The 16,431-nt window shown below is 69.0% G+C and carries 16 protein-coding genes; 10 read left to right on the forward strand and 6 right to left on the reverse strand.

Features of this window, described 5'->3' with window-relative positions; translation table 11 throughout:
- Window positions 1–28 precede the first annotated feature (28 nt).
- The 3 genes from ACWGID_RS30765 to ACWGID_RS30775 all read right to left on the reverse strand — a co-directional run bounded on the left by ACWGID_RS30765 (window position 29) and on the right by ACWGID_RS30775 (window position 2,303).
- Entirely contained in the window at window positions 29–1,330 is a 1,302-nt protein-coding gene (locus tag ACWGID_RS30765) for a phosphodiester glycosidase family protein (RefSeq protein WP_452202470.1), read from the reverse strand.
- 86 nt (window positions 1,331–1,416) lie between these two features.
- Window positions 1,417–1,878, reverse strand: a complete 462-nt coding sequence (locus tag ACWGID_RS30770) for a nitroreductase/quinone reductase family protein (RefSeq protein WP_452202472.1) — start codon at window positions 1,876–1,878, stop codon at window positions 1,417–1,419.
- A complete protein-coding gene (locus tag ACWGID_RS30775) occupies window positions 1,875–2,303 on the reverse strand; it encodes a PPOX class F420-dependent oxidoreductase (RefSeq protein ID WP_452202474.1) in 429 nt (142 codons plus the stop codon). Before ACWGID_RS30775 ends, ACWGID_RS30770 begins: the two co-directional genes overlap by 4 nt.
- 71 nt (window positions 2,304–2,374) lie before the next feature.
- On the opposite strand from ACWGID_RS30775, the gene ACWGID_RS30780 reads away from it, so the two are divergent.
- Together ACWGID_RS30780 and ACWGID_RS30785 are read left to right on the forward strand one after the other, a co-directional pair.
- Window positions 2,375–2,821 carry a MarR family winged helix-turn-helix transcriptional regulator gene (locus ACWGID_RS30780; protein ID WP_452202476.1) on the forward strand — a complete coding sequence of 149 codons (447 nt, stop codon included), beginning with the start codon at window positions 2,375–2,377 and terminating at the stop codon, window positions 2,819–2,821.
- A 67-nt stretch (window positions 2,822–2,888) separates the two neighbouring features.
- Entirely contained in the window at window positions 2,889–3,815 is a 927-nt protein-coding gene (locus ACWGID_RS30785) for an AEC family transporter (RefSeq protein WP_452202478.1), read from the forward strand.
- Window positions 3,816–3,817: 2 nt separating this feature from the next.
- Here ACWGID_RS30785 and ACWGID_RS30790 read toward each other — a convergent pair whose 3' ends face one another.
- From ACWGID_RS30790 to valS, 3 genes are all read right to left on the reverse strand, one after another.
- Window positions 3,818–5,134: an ATP-binding protein gene (locus ACWGID_RS30790; protein WP_452202545.1), complete on the reverse strand. Its 1,317-nt coding sequence runs from the start codon at window positions 5,132–5,134 to the stop codon at window positions 3,818–3,820.
- A 183-nt stretch (window positions 5,135–5,317) separates the two neighbouring features.
- A complete protein-coding gene (locus tag ACWGID_RS30795; RefSeq protein ID WP_452202480.1) occupies window positions 5,318–6,070 on the reverse strand; it encodes a hypothetical protein in 753 nt (250 codons plus the stop codon).
- Window positions 6,071–6,232: 162 nt separating this feature from the next.
- Window positions 6,233–8,776, reverse strand: coding sequence for a valine--tRNA ligase (gene valS / locus ACWGID_RS30800; protein ID WP_452202482.1), 2,544 nt, complete (start codon window positions 8,774–8,776; stop codon window positions 6,233–6,235).
- 74 nt (window positions 8,777–8,850) lie between these two features.
- Between valS and ACWGID_RS30805 the strand changes: the two genes are divergently transcribed.
- The 8 genes from ACWGID_RS30805 (at window position 8,851) to mrdA (ending at window position 16,423) form a co-directional block, all read left to right on the forward strand.
- A complete protein-coding gene (locus ACWGID_RS30805; RefSeq protein ID WP_452202484.1) occupies window positions 8,851–10,212 on the forward strand; it encodes a bifunctional folylpolyglutamate synthase/dihydrofolate synthase in 1,362 nt (453 codons plus the stop codon).
- Complete coding sequence (locus ACWGID_RS30810) at window positions 10,209–10,571, forward strand: DUF4233 domain-containing protein (protein WP_452202486.1); 363 nt, start codon at window positions 10,209–10,211, stop codon at window positions 10,569–10,571. The genes ACWGID_RS30805 and ACWGID_RS30810 overlap by 4 nt, the downstream gene beginning before the upstream one ends.
- Window positions 10,572–10,574: 3 nt before the next feature.
- Window positions 10,575–10,985: a nucleoside-diphosphate kinase gene (gene ndk / locus ACWGID_RS30815; protein ID WP_452202488.1), complete on the forward strand. Its 411-nt coding sequence runs from the start codon at window positions 10,575–10,577 to the stop codon at window positions 10,983–10,985.
- 38 nt (window positions 10,986–11,023) lie between these two features.
- Window positions 11,024–11,629, forward strand: coding sequence for a CatB-related O-acetyltransferase (locus ACWGID_RS30820; RefSeq protein ID WP_452202547.1), 606 nt, complete (start codon window positions 11,024–11,026; stop codon window positions 11,627–11,629).
- Window positions 11,630–11,844: 215 nt separating this feature from the next.
- Window positions 11,845–12,873, forward strand: a complete 1,029-nt coding sequence (locus ACWGID_RS30825; RefSeq protein ID WP_452202490.1) for a rod shape-determining protein — start codon at window positions 11,845–11,847, stop codon at window positions 12,871–12,873.
- Between the two features lie 10 nt (window positions 12,874–12,883).
- Window positions 12,884–13,837 (forward strand): rod shape-determining protein MreC, encoded by a 954-nt coding sequence (mreC, locus tag ACWGID_RS30830; RefSeq protein WP_452202492.1) that lies wholly within the window; start codon window positions 12,884–12,886, stop codon window positions 13,835–13,837.
- Between the two features lies 1 nt (window position 13,838).
- A complete protein-coding gene (gene mreD, locus ACWGID_RS30835) occupies window positions 13,839–14,372 on the forward strand; it encodes a rod shape-determining protein MreD (RefSeq protein WP_452202494.1) in 534 nt (177 codons plus the stop codon).
- Window positions 14,369–16,423 carry a penicillin-binding protein 2 gene (gene mrdA / locus ACWGID_RS30840; RefSeq protein ID WP_452202496.1) on the forward strand — a complete coding sequence of 685 codons (2,055 nt, stop codon included), beginning with the start codon at window positions 14,369–14,371 and terminating at the stop codon, window positions 16,421–16,423. Before mreD ends, mrdA begins: the two co-directional genes overlap by 4 nt.
- Window positions 16,424–16,431: the final 8 nt, after the last annotated feature.

Genomic DNA, 16,431 nt, shown 5'->3' on the forward strand with positions numbered 1-16,431 from the left:
TTCGACCCGTCACCACAGCACGCATTGTTCAGTGGTTGGGGATGAAGACGACCGCGTCGCCGACCGCGCGTTCGGCGCCGGCGGTGTTGCTCGGGCGGTTGACGACGGTGCCGTCCTGCAGCGCCATCGCGGTCGACCCGCCGCCGTCCAGGTTGATCGCGTCGGACAGGCCGAGCGCCTTCGCGACCGCGGCGGTCTCGGCCATCGTGGTGCCGACGCTGGTGGTCTGCCGGCCGTCGAGCGTGGCCAGCACGATCTTCCCGTCCCGCGTCGTCCCGGCGATCGTGCGCGGGTTGCGGTCGAAGAAGCTGCCGGTGCCGCCCGGTACGACGATCTCGCCGTTCTTGGTGAGCTGGTAGCGACCCGTCACGCCGTACAGACCGTGGCGCAGCGGGACCGTGCGGCCGTTCTCGTCCGACACCGCGAGGTCCGTGCGCAGGCAGCCCTTGGCGGCGACCTTCAACAGTGCGGTGGTGTCCTGACCGGTGGCCTGCAGCGAGGTCTGGCTCGCGGTGAGGGTCGTTCCGCGAGTGGTCGACGTACGGGCGACGCAGCCGCGGCGGTCGAGCACGACCTCGACGCCGGCACCGGCCGGGGTCGCGGCGGCGAACTCCGGCGTGAAGCGGACGACGTCACCCGGGACCGTGCACGCGGTTTGGTCGGGCAGCGTCGCGCAAGCGGTCGGCACCACCGGCGGGTGGTTGATGAACTCCAGCGGGAGCTCCGCGCCGGTGAAGCGGTTGTGGACGCTGCCGGTCCAGCGCAGGTGACCGGTCACCATCTTGTTGCTGTTGGCATCGATCACCAGGTTGGCCTCGGTCGGATCGGTGAGCGGCTCGCTGAGCAGCTTGCCGTCGGAGATCCCGAGCCCGACCGGGTCACCCGGGTACGTCGGGTTCGCGGTGAAGGTGAAGAACGAGGCGTTCACGCCGGCCAGCGCGCCCGACGACTTCACCAGGTCCGAGGTCTTCTCGACTTTGGCGAGGTCCGGACCGTAGGTGGTCCGCAGGTGGCCGTCGGCGCGCCGCGGGTCGATCGTCAGTACGTTCACGACCCACGGACCGCGCGTCGTGGTGTTGATCTGGTCGGCCGGTGCGGGGTCGGTGCCGCGGACGATCCGGGTCAGCGTGACGCCGCGCGCCAGCGCCCGGTCGCTGCGCGTCTCCGCCAGGTCGGCGTCCCCGAGCGGCAGGCCCTGCCCGGCCGGAACGACCGTCGGACCCTGCGCCTCCACCGGGGCCGCGCCGGCGGTCGGGATCCCGGCGGCGAGGACGCCGAACACGGCGGCCGCCCCCAGGACGGTCTTGAACACTCGAGCGGAAGTAGTCATACCGACCATCGTCGGAGTTCCCGGTGGAATGTTCCCGATCCAGCGTCTGACTCGGCAGCATCTTCCAGGTGACGGTTCAGCGTCGCTCAGGGCCGCGGTGCCAGCCGGATCACCGGGAGCTCCCGGTCGGTCTTCTCCTGGTACTCCGCGAAGCGCGGCGACGCGGCCACGATCTGCTGCCACGCCTCGTCCCGCTCGGGACCGTGCAGTTGCTCCGCGCGGACGTCGAGCGTCTCGCCGCCGATGTCGATGCGGACCTTGTCCGGGTTCGCGGCGAGGTTGTAGTACCAGGCCGGGTTGCCGGGCGCGCCGGCCGCGGAGGCGACGATCAACCGGCTGCCGTCGGTGCCCGGGAACCAGCCGACCGGCGTGAACCGCTCGGCGCCGGACTTGCGGCCGATCGTCCGCAGGACCAGGGCGTCGAAGCCCATCATCTTCTTCGCGCTACCGCGCCGGATCCGGCGCGCCACGAAGCCGTTCGCGAAGCGCAGCAGGCGTCCCTTGGGTTGCCGGGCCCCGTGGGTGCCGGCTTTGGTGTCGAAGCTCATCGCGAAGCCACCGCCTCGGTCTCGTGCACGGTGCGGGTAGTGCGGACCGTGTCGTCGTGCGTGAAGGGTTTGCCCTCGAGGTTGAAGCTCCAGGAGATCGTCGGCGTGATCCGCAGGTAGCTGCCGGCGCCGAACCGCCCCGTGCGCTCGACGAGCTCGGCGGTGCCGTAGATCCGCAGGTACCGCGGGACCCACGGGTCGGTCGACGGCAGGTCGTCGAGGATCACCGCGACCTTGGAGTTGCCGGCCCGCACGTTGCGGAACTTCCGGGTCTTCACCGGGTCGATGCCGCCGATGAACAGATGCGTGCCGTCGTACTCGAAGCCGACCGGGACGGCGTCCGGCTGCCCGTCGGTGCCGACGGTGGCGAGCCGGGCGAGGGGTTGGGAGCGCAGGTACTGGCGCTCCTCGTCGCTGAAAGACATCGGTCCTCCTCGATGGTTAATGCCGCGTACTGTACGCGTGATTAACCATACATGGCCTGTACCGTAGTTCCGTGAGTGAGACGTGGGCCGAGCAGCTGGACGCCGGCACGGGGCTGATGCAGCTGACCAGCATGGTCCAGGGCATCTACGTGACCGTCTCGGAGCGCCACGAGCTCACGCCGGTGCAGGCCCGGTTGCTGTGCGTGCTGATCGGCGGGCCGCGCGGGATGGCGGAGCTCGCGCAGATGTTCGGGGTCGAGAAGGCCGCGCTCACCGGGCTGATGGACCGGATCGAGAAGCGTGGGTTGGCGGCGCGATCCGCCGTACCGGGAGATCGGCGAGCGGTCCAGGTGACGTTGACCGACGACGGGCGGCAGGCCGCGACCGCGTTCCACACCGACATGGGTGCGGCGCTTGGGCAGCTGACTGACGCCATTCCGGCGGCCGATCGGGAAATGTTCCGCAGTACGGTCGCGGGCATGCTGTCGAGGTGCCGCACGTCACCGTCCAGCGAGTGAGCATCCGGCGGTCGCGGACAGCGTTTACCCCTACGATCGCAGCGTGTCCAACCCGTTGAGGACCTGAGTGTCCGCCGTCGTCGGTGCTTTCGGAGCGCTGGTCGCAGTGGCCGTGCTCGGGTACGTCGTCGGCCTCTTCGGGGTACTGCGCAAGCAGGACGAGCTTGTCCTGTCCCGGCTGGCGTTCTTCGTGGCGACTCCGGCGCTGCTGTTCACCACGGTGGCGCGTGCCGATCTCCGCTCGATCTTCTCGGTGGTGCTGGTCACCAACCTGGTGAGTCTGTTCGTGGTCCAGGTGATCTTCCTGGTGATCGCGGCGGTGATCTGGCGACGGACCCGGTCCGAGGCGACGATCGGCGTGCTCGCATCGTCGTACGTGAACGCGGGGAACCTCGGCGTACCGGTGGCGGCGTATGTGTTGGGCGACGGAGCGCTGGTCGCGCCGATCGTTTTGTTCCAGGTGCTCGTGATGGCGCCGGTGGCGTTCGCCGTACTGGACGGGGATCGGCAGGGGTCCGGGCGGCGGGTGTCGTTGCGGACCGTCGTGACGCGGCCGCTGCGTAATCCGCTCACCGTGGCGTCGTTGCTCGGGTTGTTGGTGTCGCTGCTGGGCGTGCGGTTGCCGGAGATCGTGATGCGGCCGATCGACCTGGTCGCCGCGGCCGCGGTGCCGGTCGCGCTGATTGCGTACGGGTTGAGCCTGAGCGCGGGGACGAAGGACTCGATCACCTTGCGGCGGGACGTGATCCTCGCGGTCGGGCTGAAGACGTTGGTGCAGCCAATGGCGGCGTACGCGATCGCCCGCTGGGCGCTCGACCTGCACGGAACCGCCCTGCTCGCACCGACGCTGCTCGCCGCGCTACCGACCGCCCAGAACGTCTACGTGTACGCCGTGCACTATCGCGCGAGCCGCACCCTCGCGCGCAGCGCCGTACTGCTGAGCACGCTGCTGTCGATCCCGGTGATGATCCTGATCGCCGGACTGCTGGCCTGACGCTACTGCCACGCGGTCAGAAGCTGCTCGGGTGTCACTGCCTGGACGCCGTCGACCGCAACGCCGGCGCGGGAGACGGCGACGAGCGGGACGGATTCGTCCGCTCCAGGCAGTTGCGACCGGTGCACGAGCAATCGGGCGAGATCGCGCGCATCGAACCGTTTCCGCTCGAGCCACTTGATTGAGCCCACCGCTGTGATCCGCTGCGCGACCGGCCCACGATCGGCCGCGACGATGTCGATCTCCGGATCGTTTGTCCTCGTCCAATAACCGCCGACCGTGCCGGTGCCGTCTGGCAGCCCGTCGGCGCGCAGGCGCAACAGCGACTCGCGGACGACGGGCTCGATGGCGCGGCCACGCCAAGATGGCCAGGACGTTCGGATGCGCGTCAGCGTGAGGTCTCCACGGCCACGCTCGATCTCCGCGAGATACGGACCCAGGAACGCCAGCCAGAAGCGGAGGTGCGGGTCGGCGATGTAGTAACGGGTCTCCTTGGACGGGCGCGTTGACAGTGGTGTCACAGCCTCGACGACCCGCTTGAGACCCAGCAGTTGGAGAGCGCGATTGAGGCTGGTTGCCGGAAGCCCGCCGGCCGCACGGCCGATGAGTGTATGCGTACGCTCGCCCGAACCGATCGCCGCGAGGACCAGCCGAGCTTGCGCGTCGGCAGGAAACTCCGCGGCGAGGGACCGTTCTCCACTGACGATCAGCGCCGAGGTCGGATCGGCGACGGCCTCCCCGAGGTAGTCGAAGACAGTGCCGCCGGCCGGCCACTCGTCCAGCACCATCGGGAGACCGCCGGAGACGAGGAAAGCATCGAATGCCTCGGCCGGCTTCAGCTTGAGCATGGCGGCGACGTCGGCCGGGCTCAAGGGCGGCAGAACCATCTCGGTTCCGCGCTGATGGAACGGCCGATCGTACTGGTTGAGCCGCTCCATCATCGCGAGATCCGACCCCACGCAGAGCAGCAGTACAGGCTTACGTGACAGCTCCCGGTCGTAGAGCTTCTGCAGTGTTCCCTCGAAACCGGGGTCGTTGGTGATCAGGTACGGCATTTCGTCCAGCACTACGATGCTGGGCTTGTCGGTCGGCAGCGCCGCGGCCAGCAACTGCAGGGCGGCGTCCCAGTCGTGCGGCATCTGTCCAGCGAAGAGGCCGGCTCGGGGAAGGGTCGACGCGGATCCTGCCTCCATGAACAGGCGCAGGTCGGTGGCCGTGTTCGACTGCGCCGACGCCGTGAAGAAGAAGCTCGGTACGCCGGAACGCTCGATGAACTCCTCGACGAGTCGCGACTTGCCGACCCGACGCCGGCCGCGCATCAGCACGGCTTTGCCCGGGCGGCCTGTCCGCCCTCGCTGCTCGACCCGGTGCAGCAGTCGATCGAGTGTCTCGAGTTCGCGGGCTCGGCCGTAGAAGTGGTCCATTGGTTCCGCCCTCGATCAACCCGTATTTGATAGGCCCAAAAATGAACATACCAAACTTGGTTGTCTTTGCGTTCGAGGTCAGCCCATTGCCTTGAAGGCTTCCTCCGCGACCGGCGCGACCTGGTCGACGTTGACGCCCTCGTTGGCGGACTGGGCGATCACGGTCAGCGTGTTGCTGCCGCGATAGCACTGGGTCGGCAGGTTGCCGGTCGACTCCACACAGGTAGAGCTGCCGACCTTCTTGATCTTGTCCGGGGTCGCACCCGAGTCCTTGACGGTCTTGTCGATGTCGACCTTGCCGCGCAGCGCGATGATCACGTACATCCGGTTGCCGTCGACGGTGCCGTACGCCTCGACCGTCGCCTGCTTACCGTCGTTGATCCGGCTCAGCGCCTCGCGTGTCTGGTCCAGTTGCAGCTGGTCGCGGATCTCCTTGTCGGTGATCCGGTCCAGGCCGGCGAGCTTGGCCGGCGGGTTGATGCCACGGTTCGTGTTCAGCCGGTTGAGCGGGCCGAGACCCCAGACGTACCCGAGCAGCGCCAGTACGACCAGGATGACGACCGCGCCACCCAACGTCAGCCAGGCACCGCTGAGCCGCCGCAACCCCTTCTTCTTGGGCTGTTCGGCCTTCGCGTCAGTCTTGGCGTCGGCCTTCGCGTCCGCCGTCGTGGCTGCCTTCGTGTCCGCTTTCGTGTCCGTCGTGCCGCTCGGATCCGTGGCCGCCTGCGCCGGCCCGGCCGGGACGGCCGCCAGCTCGGCGGTGTCCGCACCGGCGTCGGTCGCCGGGGCGCCCTGATCCTTCGGATCCGCCGGGGTGGTGGGGTCGCTCATCGGATAGCTCCTCGGGACGTACGGTCGCGGGGTTCACTCCCGATGCTTCCACATCAGGACAACGGCTTCATCAGGACAACCGGCTTCGCAGGGTAGCCGGTCGCTGACACGCACAGGTGCCCGCCTCCCCGGTGGGGAAGCGGGCACCCGGAACGCCTGCTGTCAGAGGGTCGCGACGACCTTCACCGCGTCGGAGTCGTCGGCGTTCCAGACGATCTCGCCGGTGATCCGGCCGGCCGCCCGCAGGTCCGGCTCGGCGCGCTCGGCCAGCGCCAGCCGGGCGGCGGGCCCGCTGACCTCGACCTTGGAGACCTCGGTCTTCATCGAGACCTGCGCCTCGGACTTCGCGCCACGGATGCCGGCGAGCACCTCGGAGACCGCGTCCAGCACCTCCGGCTCCTGGTCCGCGATCGTCAGGTCGACGTCGGCCACCGGCCAGCTCGAGCGGTGGATCGAACCCTCCTGCCACCACGACCAGACCTCTTCGGTCGCGAACGGCAGGTACGGCGCGAGCAGCCGGAGCTGGACCGACAACGCGACCGCCAGCGCGGCCTTCGCCGAGGCCGCCGCGGCGTCACCCTGACCGCCGTACGCGCGCTCCTTGACGAGCTCGACGTAGTCGTCGCAGAACGTCCAGAAGAACCGCTCGCTGACCTCGAGGGCACCGGTGTAGTCGAACCGTTCGAAGGCCGCCGTGGCGTCGATGACGACCGAGCGCAGCTTCTGCAGCATCGCCAGGTCGACCGGCTCGGTGACCGCGGCCGGGTCGACCGTGGTGGCCCCGAAGCCGAGGACGAACTTCGACGCGTTCAGGACCTTGATCGCGAGCCGGCGGCCGACCTTCATCTGCGACTCGTCGAACGGCGAGTCCATCCCCGGGCGCGCCATCGCCGCGCGCCAGCGCACGGCGTCGGAACCGAACTTGTCCAGGATCTCCGACGGGACGACCGCGTTGCCCTTGGACTTCGACATCTTCTTGCGGTCCGGGTCGACGACGAAGCCGGAGATCAGCGACCGCGCCCACGGGAGCGTGCCGTTCTCGAAGTGTGCCCGGACGACACGGGAGAACAGCCAAGTGCGGATGATCTCGTGAGCGTGCGTGTTCAGGTCCATCGGGAACGTCCGGCGGAACAGGTCGTCGTCCCGCTCCCAGCCGCAGACGATGTGCGGGGTCAGCGAGGACGTCGCCCAGGTGTCCATCACGTCGGGGTCGGCCTCGAAGCCACCCGGCTTGCCACGCTGCGACTCGTCGTACCCGCGCGGGGCCTGCGAGGTGGGGTCGATCGGCAGCTCGGCCTCGGACGGCATCAGCGGGTGCGCGTAGTCCGGCTCGCCGTCCTGGTTCAGCGGATACCAGACCGGGAACGGAACACCGAAGTACCGCTGGCGGGAGATCAGCCAGTCGCCGTTCAGCCCCTCGACCCAGTTCAGGTAGCGGTGCCGCATGTGCTCCGGGACCCAGGCGAGCTCGTTGCCGCGCTCGATGAACTCCTGCTTCAGGACGGCGTCGCGGCCGCCGTTGGTGATGTACCACTGGCGGGTGGAGACGATCTCGAGCGGCTTGTCGCCGTTCTCGTAGAAGTTCGCCATCCGCTCGGTCTTCTTCGGCTCGCCGTCCAGGTCGCCGCTCTCGCGGAGCTTGCCGACCATCAGCTCGCGCGCGCTGAAGACCGTCTTGCCGGCGAGTTCGCCGTACAGCTCCGCGGAGCCCTCGAGCCAGGCCGGGGTGTCGCGGAGCAGCCTGCCGTCGCGGCCGATCACCGTGCGGACCGGGAGTTGCAGCTCGCGCCACCACTGGATGTCGGTCTGGTCGCCGAACGTGCAGCACATCGCGATACCGGCGCCCTTGTCCATCTCGGCGGCCGGGTGCGCGAGGACCGGGACCTCGACACCGAACAGCGGCGACGTCACCGTCGTACCGAACAGGTGCTTGTAGCGGTCGTCGTCCGGGTGCGCGATCAGCGCGACGCACGCCGGGATCAGCTCCGGGCGGGTGGTCTCGATGTAGATCGGGCCGTCCGCGCCGTGGAACGCGACCCGGTGGTAGGCGCCCGGATACGCCCGGGCCTCCATCTCGGCCTGCGCGACCGCGGTCTGGAACGTGACGTCCCAGACCGTCGGCGCCTCGGCCAGGTAGGCCTCGCCGCGGGCGAAGTTCCGCAGGAAGGCGCGCTGCGACGTACGCCGGGAGTCCTCGGAGATCGTGGTGTAGAGGTACGACCAGTCGACGCTCAGGCCGACCTGGCGCCACATCGCCTCGAACGCCTGCTCGTCGATGTGGGTCAGCTCACCGCACAGGTCGACGAAGTTCTGCCGGGAGATCGGGATCTGCTTCTTCGGGTCCGGCTTGGCCGGGGGAGTGAACTCCGCGTCGTAGGGCAGCGACGGGTCGCACTTGACGCCGTAGTAGTTCTGGACGCGGCGCTCGGTGGGCAGGCCGTTGTCGTCCCAGCCGATCGGGTAGAACACCTGCTTGCCGCGCATCCGCTGGAAGCGGGCGACCAGGTCGGTGTGGGTGTAGCTGAAGATGTGGCCGACGTGCAGCGACCCCGAGACCGTCGGCGGGGGCGTGTCGATGGAGAACACATCGGCGCGCTCGGCGGTGCGGTCGAAGGCGTAGGTCTGCTGCTCCTTCCATACGGCAGCCCACTTCTCCTCGAGTCCGTCGAGTGTGGGCTTGTCTGGAACGCTGGACGTCTGGCTCATGCCCACAATGTTAGTGGTTGTCAAGGGGTGCTTCCGACCGGTTATCCACACCCCCTTCTAGACTGGGCCTTCTGATGAGCGACCTCTCCTACGCCGAGGTATCGGCACGGCTTCAGCAGCGCTGGCCGGAGCACAAGATCGAGCCCACCCTGGAGCGCGTTCAGCGCGTCGTCGAGCTGCTCGGCGACCCGCAGAAGGCCTACCCGGTGGTGCACCTGACCGGCACCAACGGCAAGACCTCCACCGCGCGGATGATCGACACCCTCTTGCGCGAGGCCGGGCTGCGGACCGGCCGGTTCACCAGCCCGCACCTGGAGTCGGTCCGAGAGCGGATCACGCTGGACGGCGAGCCGATCAGCGAGCAGCGCTTCGTCGAGGCCTACGAGGAGCTCGAGCCGTACCTCGCGGTCGTGGACGCCGAGCAGGAGCACCCGCTGACGTTCTTCGAGGCGATCACCGCGATGGCGTTCGCAGTCTTCGCCGACGCCCCGGTCGACGTCGCGGTGATCGAGGTCGGCCTCGGCGGGACCTGGGACGCGACCAACGTCGCCGACGGCACGGTCTCGGTGATTACCCCGGTCGCGGTCGACCACGCGCACCTGCTGGGCGGCGATCCGGTCACCATCGCCGGCGAGAAGTCCGGCATCATCAAGCCGGGCGGTACGGCGGTGATGGCGCAGCAGAGCCTGGACGTCTTCGAGGTACTGCTGCGGCGGGCCGCCGAGGTCGGCTCGCAGGTCGCCCGTGAGGGGATCGAGTTCGGCGTCGTCAGCCGCACGCTCGCGGTCGGCGGCCAGATGATCTCCCTCAAGGGTCTCGGCGGCGAGTACGACGACCTGTTCCTCCCGCTGTACGGCGAGTACCAGGCACACAATGCGGCGACCGCGGTCGCGGCCGTCGAGGCGCTGCTCGGCGCCAGCCCGGAGACCGAGGGTCGGGTCACCACCGAGCTGCTGCAGGCCGGCTTGGAGCAGGTCACCAGCCCGGGCCGGATGGAGGTCGTCCGGAACAGCCCGACGATCGTCGTCGACGCCGCGCACAACCCGCACGGCGCCGAGGCGACCGCGGCCACTGTCTCCGAGGCGTTCCAGTTCCAGCCGCTGATCGGCGTCCTCGGCTGTATGAAGGACAAGGACGTGTACGGCCTGCTCGAGGCCTACGAGCCGATCATGGAGACGGTCGTCTGCACCCGGAACAGCTTCGTCGAACGCTCGATGCCGGCCGAGGAGCTCGGTGAGCTGGCCGCCGAGGTGTTCGGCGAGGATCGGGTACTGGTCCGGCCGCACCTGATCGACGCCATCGACGACGCGATCCGGCTCGCCGAGGAGAACTCGCTCGCGCTGGGCACGGGCGGCGTACTGATCACCGGCTCGGTCATCACCGCGGGTGAGGCGCGGGCGCTGCTGGTCCGGAAACCGAAGGACGAACAGCAGTGAGGTCGCTCGCGTCGATCGTGCTGGCGTTCGAGTCCGTCGTGCTCGCTCTGGTCACGCCGGTGATGATCTCGGTCGCCGGCGTCCGCCCGGCGGTGGCGGTCGCGGTCTGCCTCGGGCTGTTCTTCCTGGCCCTGGTCGCGTGCGGCCTGCTGCGGTTCCGGGTCGGGTACGTGCTCGGTTGGATCGTCCAGGTCGGCGCGGTCGGCCTCGGTTTCGTCGTCCCCGCGATGTTCGTACTCGGCGCGGCGTTCGCGGGTTTCTGGATCGCCGCGATCGTCCTCGGCCGTCGCATCGAGGAAGCCAAGAAAGCGCACGAGGCGCTAGGCTCAGCCGCCCCGAATACTTCGAGAGAGAGTTGACAGATGTCGCAGCGCACGCTGGTCCTGCTGAAGCCCGACACGGTCCGGCGCGGCCTGGTGGGTGAGGTACTGGGCCGGTTCGAGGCCAAGGGCCTCCGGATCGTCGCCATGGACCTGCGCACGATCGACGCCGAGCAAGCCGACCAGCACTACGCCGAGCACGTCGAGAAGGCCTTCTACCCGCCGCTGCGGGACTTCGTCACCAGCGGCCCGCTGGTCGCGATGGTCCTTGAGGGCGACGAGGCGATCGAGGTCATCCGCGCGCTGAACGGCGCCACCGACGGCCGCAAGGCCGCCCCCGGCACGATCCGCGGCGACCTGTCGCTGTCCAACCGCGAGAACCTCGTGCACGGCTCCGACTCCGAGGAGTCCGCCGCCCGCGAGATCAAGATCTGGTTCCCCGACCTGCCGTGAACCCGTCGGTGCTCCCCGACCCGGCAGCGCTGCACCCGATGCCGGGCCAGTCGCGGGTCGTGCTGCTCAAGCCGCTCGTCACCGCACCGCTGATCGAGGTCGGGGAGTTCTCGTACTACGACGACGCGGACGACCCGACCGCGTTCGAGACCCGCAACGTGCTGTACCACTACGGCCCGGAGAAGCTGGTCATCGGGAAGTTCTGCGCCCTCGGTGAGGGCGTCCGGTTCGTCATGAACGGCGCCAACCACCGGATGGACGGCCCGTCGACGTTCCCGTTCCCGATCATGGGCGGCTCCTGGGCGGACCACTTCGACCTGATCACCGGCCTGCCCGGCCGCGGCGACACCGTGATCGGGAACGACGTCTGGCTGGGCTACCAGAGTCTCGTGATGCCCGGCGTACGGATCGGTCACGGAGCCGTCGTGGCGTCAGGCTCGGTGGTTGTCAGCGATGTCCCCGACTACGGCATCGTCGGCGGCAATCCGGCCAATCTCATCCGCCGCCGCTACAGCGACGAGGACGTCGACCGCCTGCTCGCCATCGCCTGGTGGGACTGGCCCCTCGACCAGATCACCGAGCACCTCCCGACGATCATGTCCGGCACCGTCGACGACCTGGAACGCGCCGCCGCGACTCGGTAGTTCCTCTTCGTGCACGTCTGAGAGGGTGCTGACCGGGCAATGGGTCGCTAACCTGGCGGTAGGACCGGCCTAGACCGCGTAACGGGCGACTGCCCGATGCCGACTGCAGGTGAGTGGGCCGATACGATCTGTCCTGGGCGGACGGGACGTGTCGGTCCACGGGCTGTGCGCGGGCGGCGCTTAGCCTGGTCGGGGACCGAGTGGGAGGTGCCGCGGTGGCGAACAGCATGCTCGGCCGCGACATGGCGGTCGACCTCGGGACGGCGAACACCCTGGTGTACGTGCGAGGGCGCGGCGTCGTGCTGAACGAGCCGTCGGTGGTGGCGACCCGGACGGACGATCCGCAAGAGGCGGTCGCGTTCGGTCACGAGGCGAAGAAGATGATCGGCCGGACGCCCGGCAACATCACCGCGATCCGGCCGCTCAAGGACGGCGTGATCGCCGACTTCGACGCCGCCGAGCAGATGCTGCGGTACTTCATCCAGCGCGTGCACCGCCGCCGGTACTTCGCGAAGCCCCGGATCGTGGTCTGCGTACCGTCCGGGATCACCGCGGTGGAGCAGCGCGCGGTCCGCGACGCCGGGTACATGGCCGGCGCCCGCAAGGTCTATATCATCGAGGAGCCGATGGCCGCCGCGCTCGGGTCGAACCTCGAGGTCCGCGACGCCACCGGCAACATGGTCGTCGACATCGGCGGTGGAACGACGGAGGTCGCGGTCATCTCGTTCGGCGGCATCGTCACCAGCCAGTCGATCCGGGTGGCCGGCGACGCCGTCGACAAGGCGATCGTGAACTACTGCAAGAAGGAGTTCTCGCTGCTGCTCGGCGAGGCCACCTCGGAGCAGATCAAGATGACGATCGGCTCGGCGTTCCCGACCACCGACGGCCCGGACAGCGAGATCCGCGGCCGTGACATGATCTCCGGCCTGCCGCGCACCGTGAAGGTGTCCTCGGCCGACATGCGGCAGGCGATCGAGGAGCCGATCACCGCGATCGTCGACGCCGTGAAGGCGACGCTGGACAAGACCCCGCCGGAGTTGGCCGGCGACATCGTCGACCGGGGCATCGTGCTGACCGGCGGCGGCGCGCTGCTGAAGGGCATGGACGAGCGCCTCCGGCACGAGACCGGCATCCCGATCCACGTCGCCGAGAACCCGCTCGACGCGGTCGTGCTGGGCGCCGGCAAGTGCGTCGACAACATCGAGACCCTCAACCGCATCCTGGTCACCGACAACCGGCGCTGAGGTCCACCGAATGCTCAAAGACCTCGGTACCCCGGCCCGGAGTGCGATCCGCTCCGCGGGTACGCCGCTCCGCTCGGCGGGCATGCCGCGTGGCGTCCGTCGCCGCCGCGCCGTGCTGGCGCTGGTGATCCTGGCCTCGTTCACCCTCATCGTGCTGGACGCGCGGCGTTCGGCAGGTTCGCCGGTGGAGCCGCTGCGGGAAGCGGCGGCCGGCGTGTTCGGCCCGCTGGAGTCGACCGCGGCCTCGGCCCGGCAGCCTGTGGACAACCTCCGTGACCGGTTCGCGGAAATGGATAGGTTGAAGGCCGAGAACGAAAAACTGAAGAAGGACAACGAGGCCCTGACCGAGGAGCTGAACACCTCCGACTACGCCCGCAGCCGGGCGCAGGAGCTGGACAAGCTGCTCAAGGTCGCGCCGGCGTACACGATGACGCCGGCCCGGGTGATCGGGATCGGCGGCGCGCAGTCGTTCAGCCACACGGTCACGATCGACGCCGGGACGGCGGACGGCGTGCGCACCGACATGACCGTGCTGAACGGCACCGGTCTGGTCGGCCGGGTGGTGCGCACCACCCAGGCGACGGCGACCGTGCTGCTGATCGGCGACCGCAACTCGACCGTCGGCGGCCGGCTGAACGCGTCGATGGCGCTCGGTTTCGTCTCCGGACGCGGCGACGTGGCCGGGACGCTCGACTACAAGCTGGTCGACCCGAAGGCGCGGCCGAAGGTCGGCGACCGGATCGTCACCTGGGGCTCCAGCGGCAACGCGCCGTACGTGCCGGGGGTTCCGATCGGCGTCGTCACCTCCGTGACGGCGAACGTCGGGTCCCTCGGGTCCACCGCGACCATCAAGCCGTACGTCGATCCGACCCGGATCGACACCGTCGGCGTGGTGACGGGGCCACCTGCCCGTCCACCGCGCGCGCAGATCAAGGGCAGCACCAACAAGGGAGGGGGAAACTGACGTGATAGCACTGCGGATCGGGTTGGCGACCCTGTTCCTGCTGGTCGCCGTGACCGTGCAGACGTCCGTGCTGAGCAACATCGCGGTGGCCGGCGTGACGTGTGACCTGACGCTGATCGTGGTGATCGCGCTGGCGTTGTCCCGCGGGCCGGAGTGGGGTGCGATCGCCGGGTTCGCGGGCGGTCTGCTGCTCGACGTCGTACCGCCGGCCGATCACACGGCGGGTCGGTGGGCGCTGTCGCTGGCCGTCGCGGGGTACGTCGCCGGTCTGATCCGTCGCGAGACCTCCAGCGGCCCGGTCGGACCGCTCGGCGTCGCGCTGACCGTCGTGCTCGGGACGGCGATCTCGTTCTTCCTCTTCAGCGCCACCGGCTCGCTGCTGCACGACCCGTCGGTCGACTGGGGTGAGTTCGGCGTCCGCCTCGGCATCGCCGCCGGGTACGACGTGGTCGGCGCGATCGTCGTGATCCCGCTGGTCATGTGGATCATGGGCCGCGTCCAACCCGCCCGCGAGCGGCGGCGGGTCATCCCATGAGTTGGGATGGGTTTGAGGCGCCGCTCAAGGCGCGGTTGCGGTTGTTCGTCATCGGGGTGCTGGTCTTCTCGTTGCTGTGCACGCTGTTCGGCCGGCTCTGGTACATGCAGGTGATGTCGAGCGCCGACTACAGCCAGGCGGCGACGGCGCAGCACATCCGGCAGGTCCTGATCCCGGCCCCCCGCGGCACGATCGTCGACTCCCAGGGCCGGACGCTCGTCGGTAACCGCGTTTCGCTGATGATCACCGTCGACCGCTCCGTCCTCGCCAAGCTCCCCGACAGCCAGCAGAACGTCGTCCTCGCCCGCCTCGCGAAGGTGCTCAAACAGAAGCCGGCCGACCTCAAGGCGCGCACGATGCTGTGCGGTGAGCCCGGCGCGTCCAAACCACCCGCCTGCTGGAACGGGACGCCGTACCAGCCGATCCCGGTCGCGAAGGACGTCAGCGAGCAGGTCGCGATCGACGTGATGGAGCGCCGCGAGGACTTCCCGGGGATCACCGCCGACTCGCAGACGCTGCGCGCGTACCCGGCGCCGTACAAGGTGAACGCCGCGCACATCCTCGGGTACCTGTCGCCGATCACGACCGAAGAGCTCGAGGACATGGACAAGGCCGGGCAGGACTCGGTCCCGCACCGCTCGGACCTGGTCGGCCGGGCCGGCGTCGAGCGCTCGTACGACAAGCTGCTGCGCGGCACGCCCGGCGAGAAGGACATGATCGTCGACGCGGTCGGGTACACCACCGGCGTCAAGAAGCAGACCGCGCCGGTTCCGGGCGCGACGCTGGTGAGCTCGATCGACTCCCGGATCCAGGCGTCGGTCGAGGCCCAGCTGCGGAACGCGATCATGACCGCGCGGAAACAGACCGACCCGGTCACCCACAAGAAGTACGTCGCCGACTCGGGCGCCGCGGTCGTGATGGACACCAAGACCGGCCGGATCGTCTCGATGGCGAGCTACCCGACGTACAACCCGGGGGTGTGGGTCGGCGGCATCAGCCAGCGTGAGCTGGACGCGCTGTACTCGGCCAAGTCCGGCACGCCGCTGGTCTCTCGCGCACTGCAGGCCCAGCTGGCGCCGGGGTCCACGTTCAAACCGATCACGACCGCGGCCGCGCTGGGCGCCGGGTACAGCCCGAAGACCCGCCTGGACTGCTCGTCGTACTTCGAGGTCGGTAACCGCAGGTTCAAGAACTACGAGTCCGCGTCGTACGGGATGATCGGCTTCGACCGCGCGCTGGCGCTGTCCTGCGACACGTTCTTCTACCGGATCGCGTACGCGCTCTGGCTGAAGGAGGGCGGCAACTCCAGCGACGTCACCACCCGCGACCCGCTCGTCGAGATGGCGCAGAAGTTCGGCCTCGGTACGCCGACCGGCGTCGACCTGCCCGGCGAGGTGAGCGGCCGGATCGCCGACCGCAAGTGGAAGAAGACGTACTACGACTCGCAGAAGAACTACTACTGCAAGATCGCGGACAACCCGCCAGCCGGGACGTCGGCGTTCCTGAAGCAGTTCTCGCGCGAGTTCTGCGTCGACGGGTACAAGTACCGCGCCGGTGACGCGGTCAACTTCGCGATCGGCCAGGGCGACACGATCATCACCCCGTTGCAGCTGGCGACCGTCTACTCGGCCCTGTCGAACGGCGGCACGCTCTTCGAGCCGCGGGTGATCCAGTCGTGGGTCGGCGCGAACGGCAAGCCGCACGAGATCAAGCCGACCGTGAAGGCGAAGCTCCCGGTCCCGGCAGCCAACCTGCGCTACATCGACACCGCGCTCAAACAGACCACCCTGACCGGTACGGCGGCGTGGAAGTTCCAGGGCTTCCCGCTCGACAAGATCCCGGTCCGCGCCAAGACCGGTACCGCTGAGGTCTACGGCAAGCAGACCACGTCGTGGCTCGCGTCCTACACCGACCGGTACGCCGTGGTGATGATGATCAGCCAGGCCGGTACGGGTTCGGGCGCCGGTGGTGACGCGGTCCGGAAGATCTACGAGACGCTGTACAACATCAAGCCCGCGCCGCCGCCCGGGCAGGAGAAGCCGAAACAATGAGGGCCTTC

This window comes from Kribbella sp. NPDC054772, from assembly GCF_053611945.1.

What these genes read in the sequence shown, in the direction of transcription:
- ACWGID_RS30790 (WP_452202545.1), bottom strand. Translation starts at nt 5,134, where the DNA reads ATGCGCGGCCGGCGTCGGGTCGGCAAGTCGCGACTCGTCGAGGAGTTC.
- ACWGID_RS30820 (WP_452202547.1), top strand. Translation starts at nt 11,024, where the DNA reads ATGCCGGGCCAGTCGCGGGTCGTGCTGCTCAAGCCGCTCGTCACCGCA.
- ndk (WP_452202488.1), top strand. Translation starts at nt 10,575, where the DNA reads ATGTCGCAGCGCACGCTGGTCCTGCTGAAGCCCGACACGGTCCGGCGC.
- ACWGID_RS30770 (WP_452202472.1), bottom strand. Translation starts at nt 1,878, where the DNA reads ATGAGCTTCGACACCAAAGCCGGCACCCACGGGGCCCGGCAACCCAAG.
- ACWGID_RS30765 (WP_452202470.1), bottom strand. Translation starts at nt 1,330, where the DNA reads ATGACTACTTCCGCTCGAGTGTTCAAGACCGTCCTGGGGGCGGCCGCC.
- ACWGID_RS30795 (WP_452202480.1), bottom strand. Translation starts at nt 6,070, where the DNA reads ATGAGCGACCCCACCACCCCGGCGGATCCGAAGGATCAGGGCGCCCCG.
- ACWGID_RS30805 (WP_452202484.1), top strand. Translation starts at nt 8,851, where the DNA reads ATGAGCGACCTCTCCTACGCCGAGGTATCGGCACGGCTTCAGCAGCGC.
- mrdA (WP_452202496.1), top strand. Translation starts at nt 14,369, where the DNA reads ATGAGTTGGGATGGGTTTGAGGCGCCGCTCAAGGCGCGGTTGCGGTTG.
- mreC (WP_452202492.1), top strand. Translation starts at nt 12,884, where the DNA reads ATGCTCAAAGACCTCGGTACCCCGGCCCGGAGTGCGATCCGCTCCGCG.
- valS (WP_452202482.1), bottom strand. Translation starts at nt 8,776, where the DNA reads ATGAGCCAGACGTCCAGCGTTCCAGACAAGCCCACACTCGACGGACTC.
- ACWGID_RS30775 (WP_452202474.1), bottom strand. Translation starts at nt 2,303, where the DNA reads ATGTCTTTCAGCGACGAGGAGCGCCAGTACCTGCGCTCCCAACCCCTC.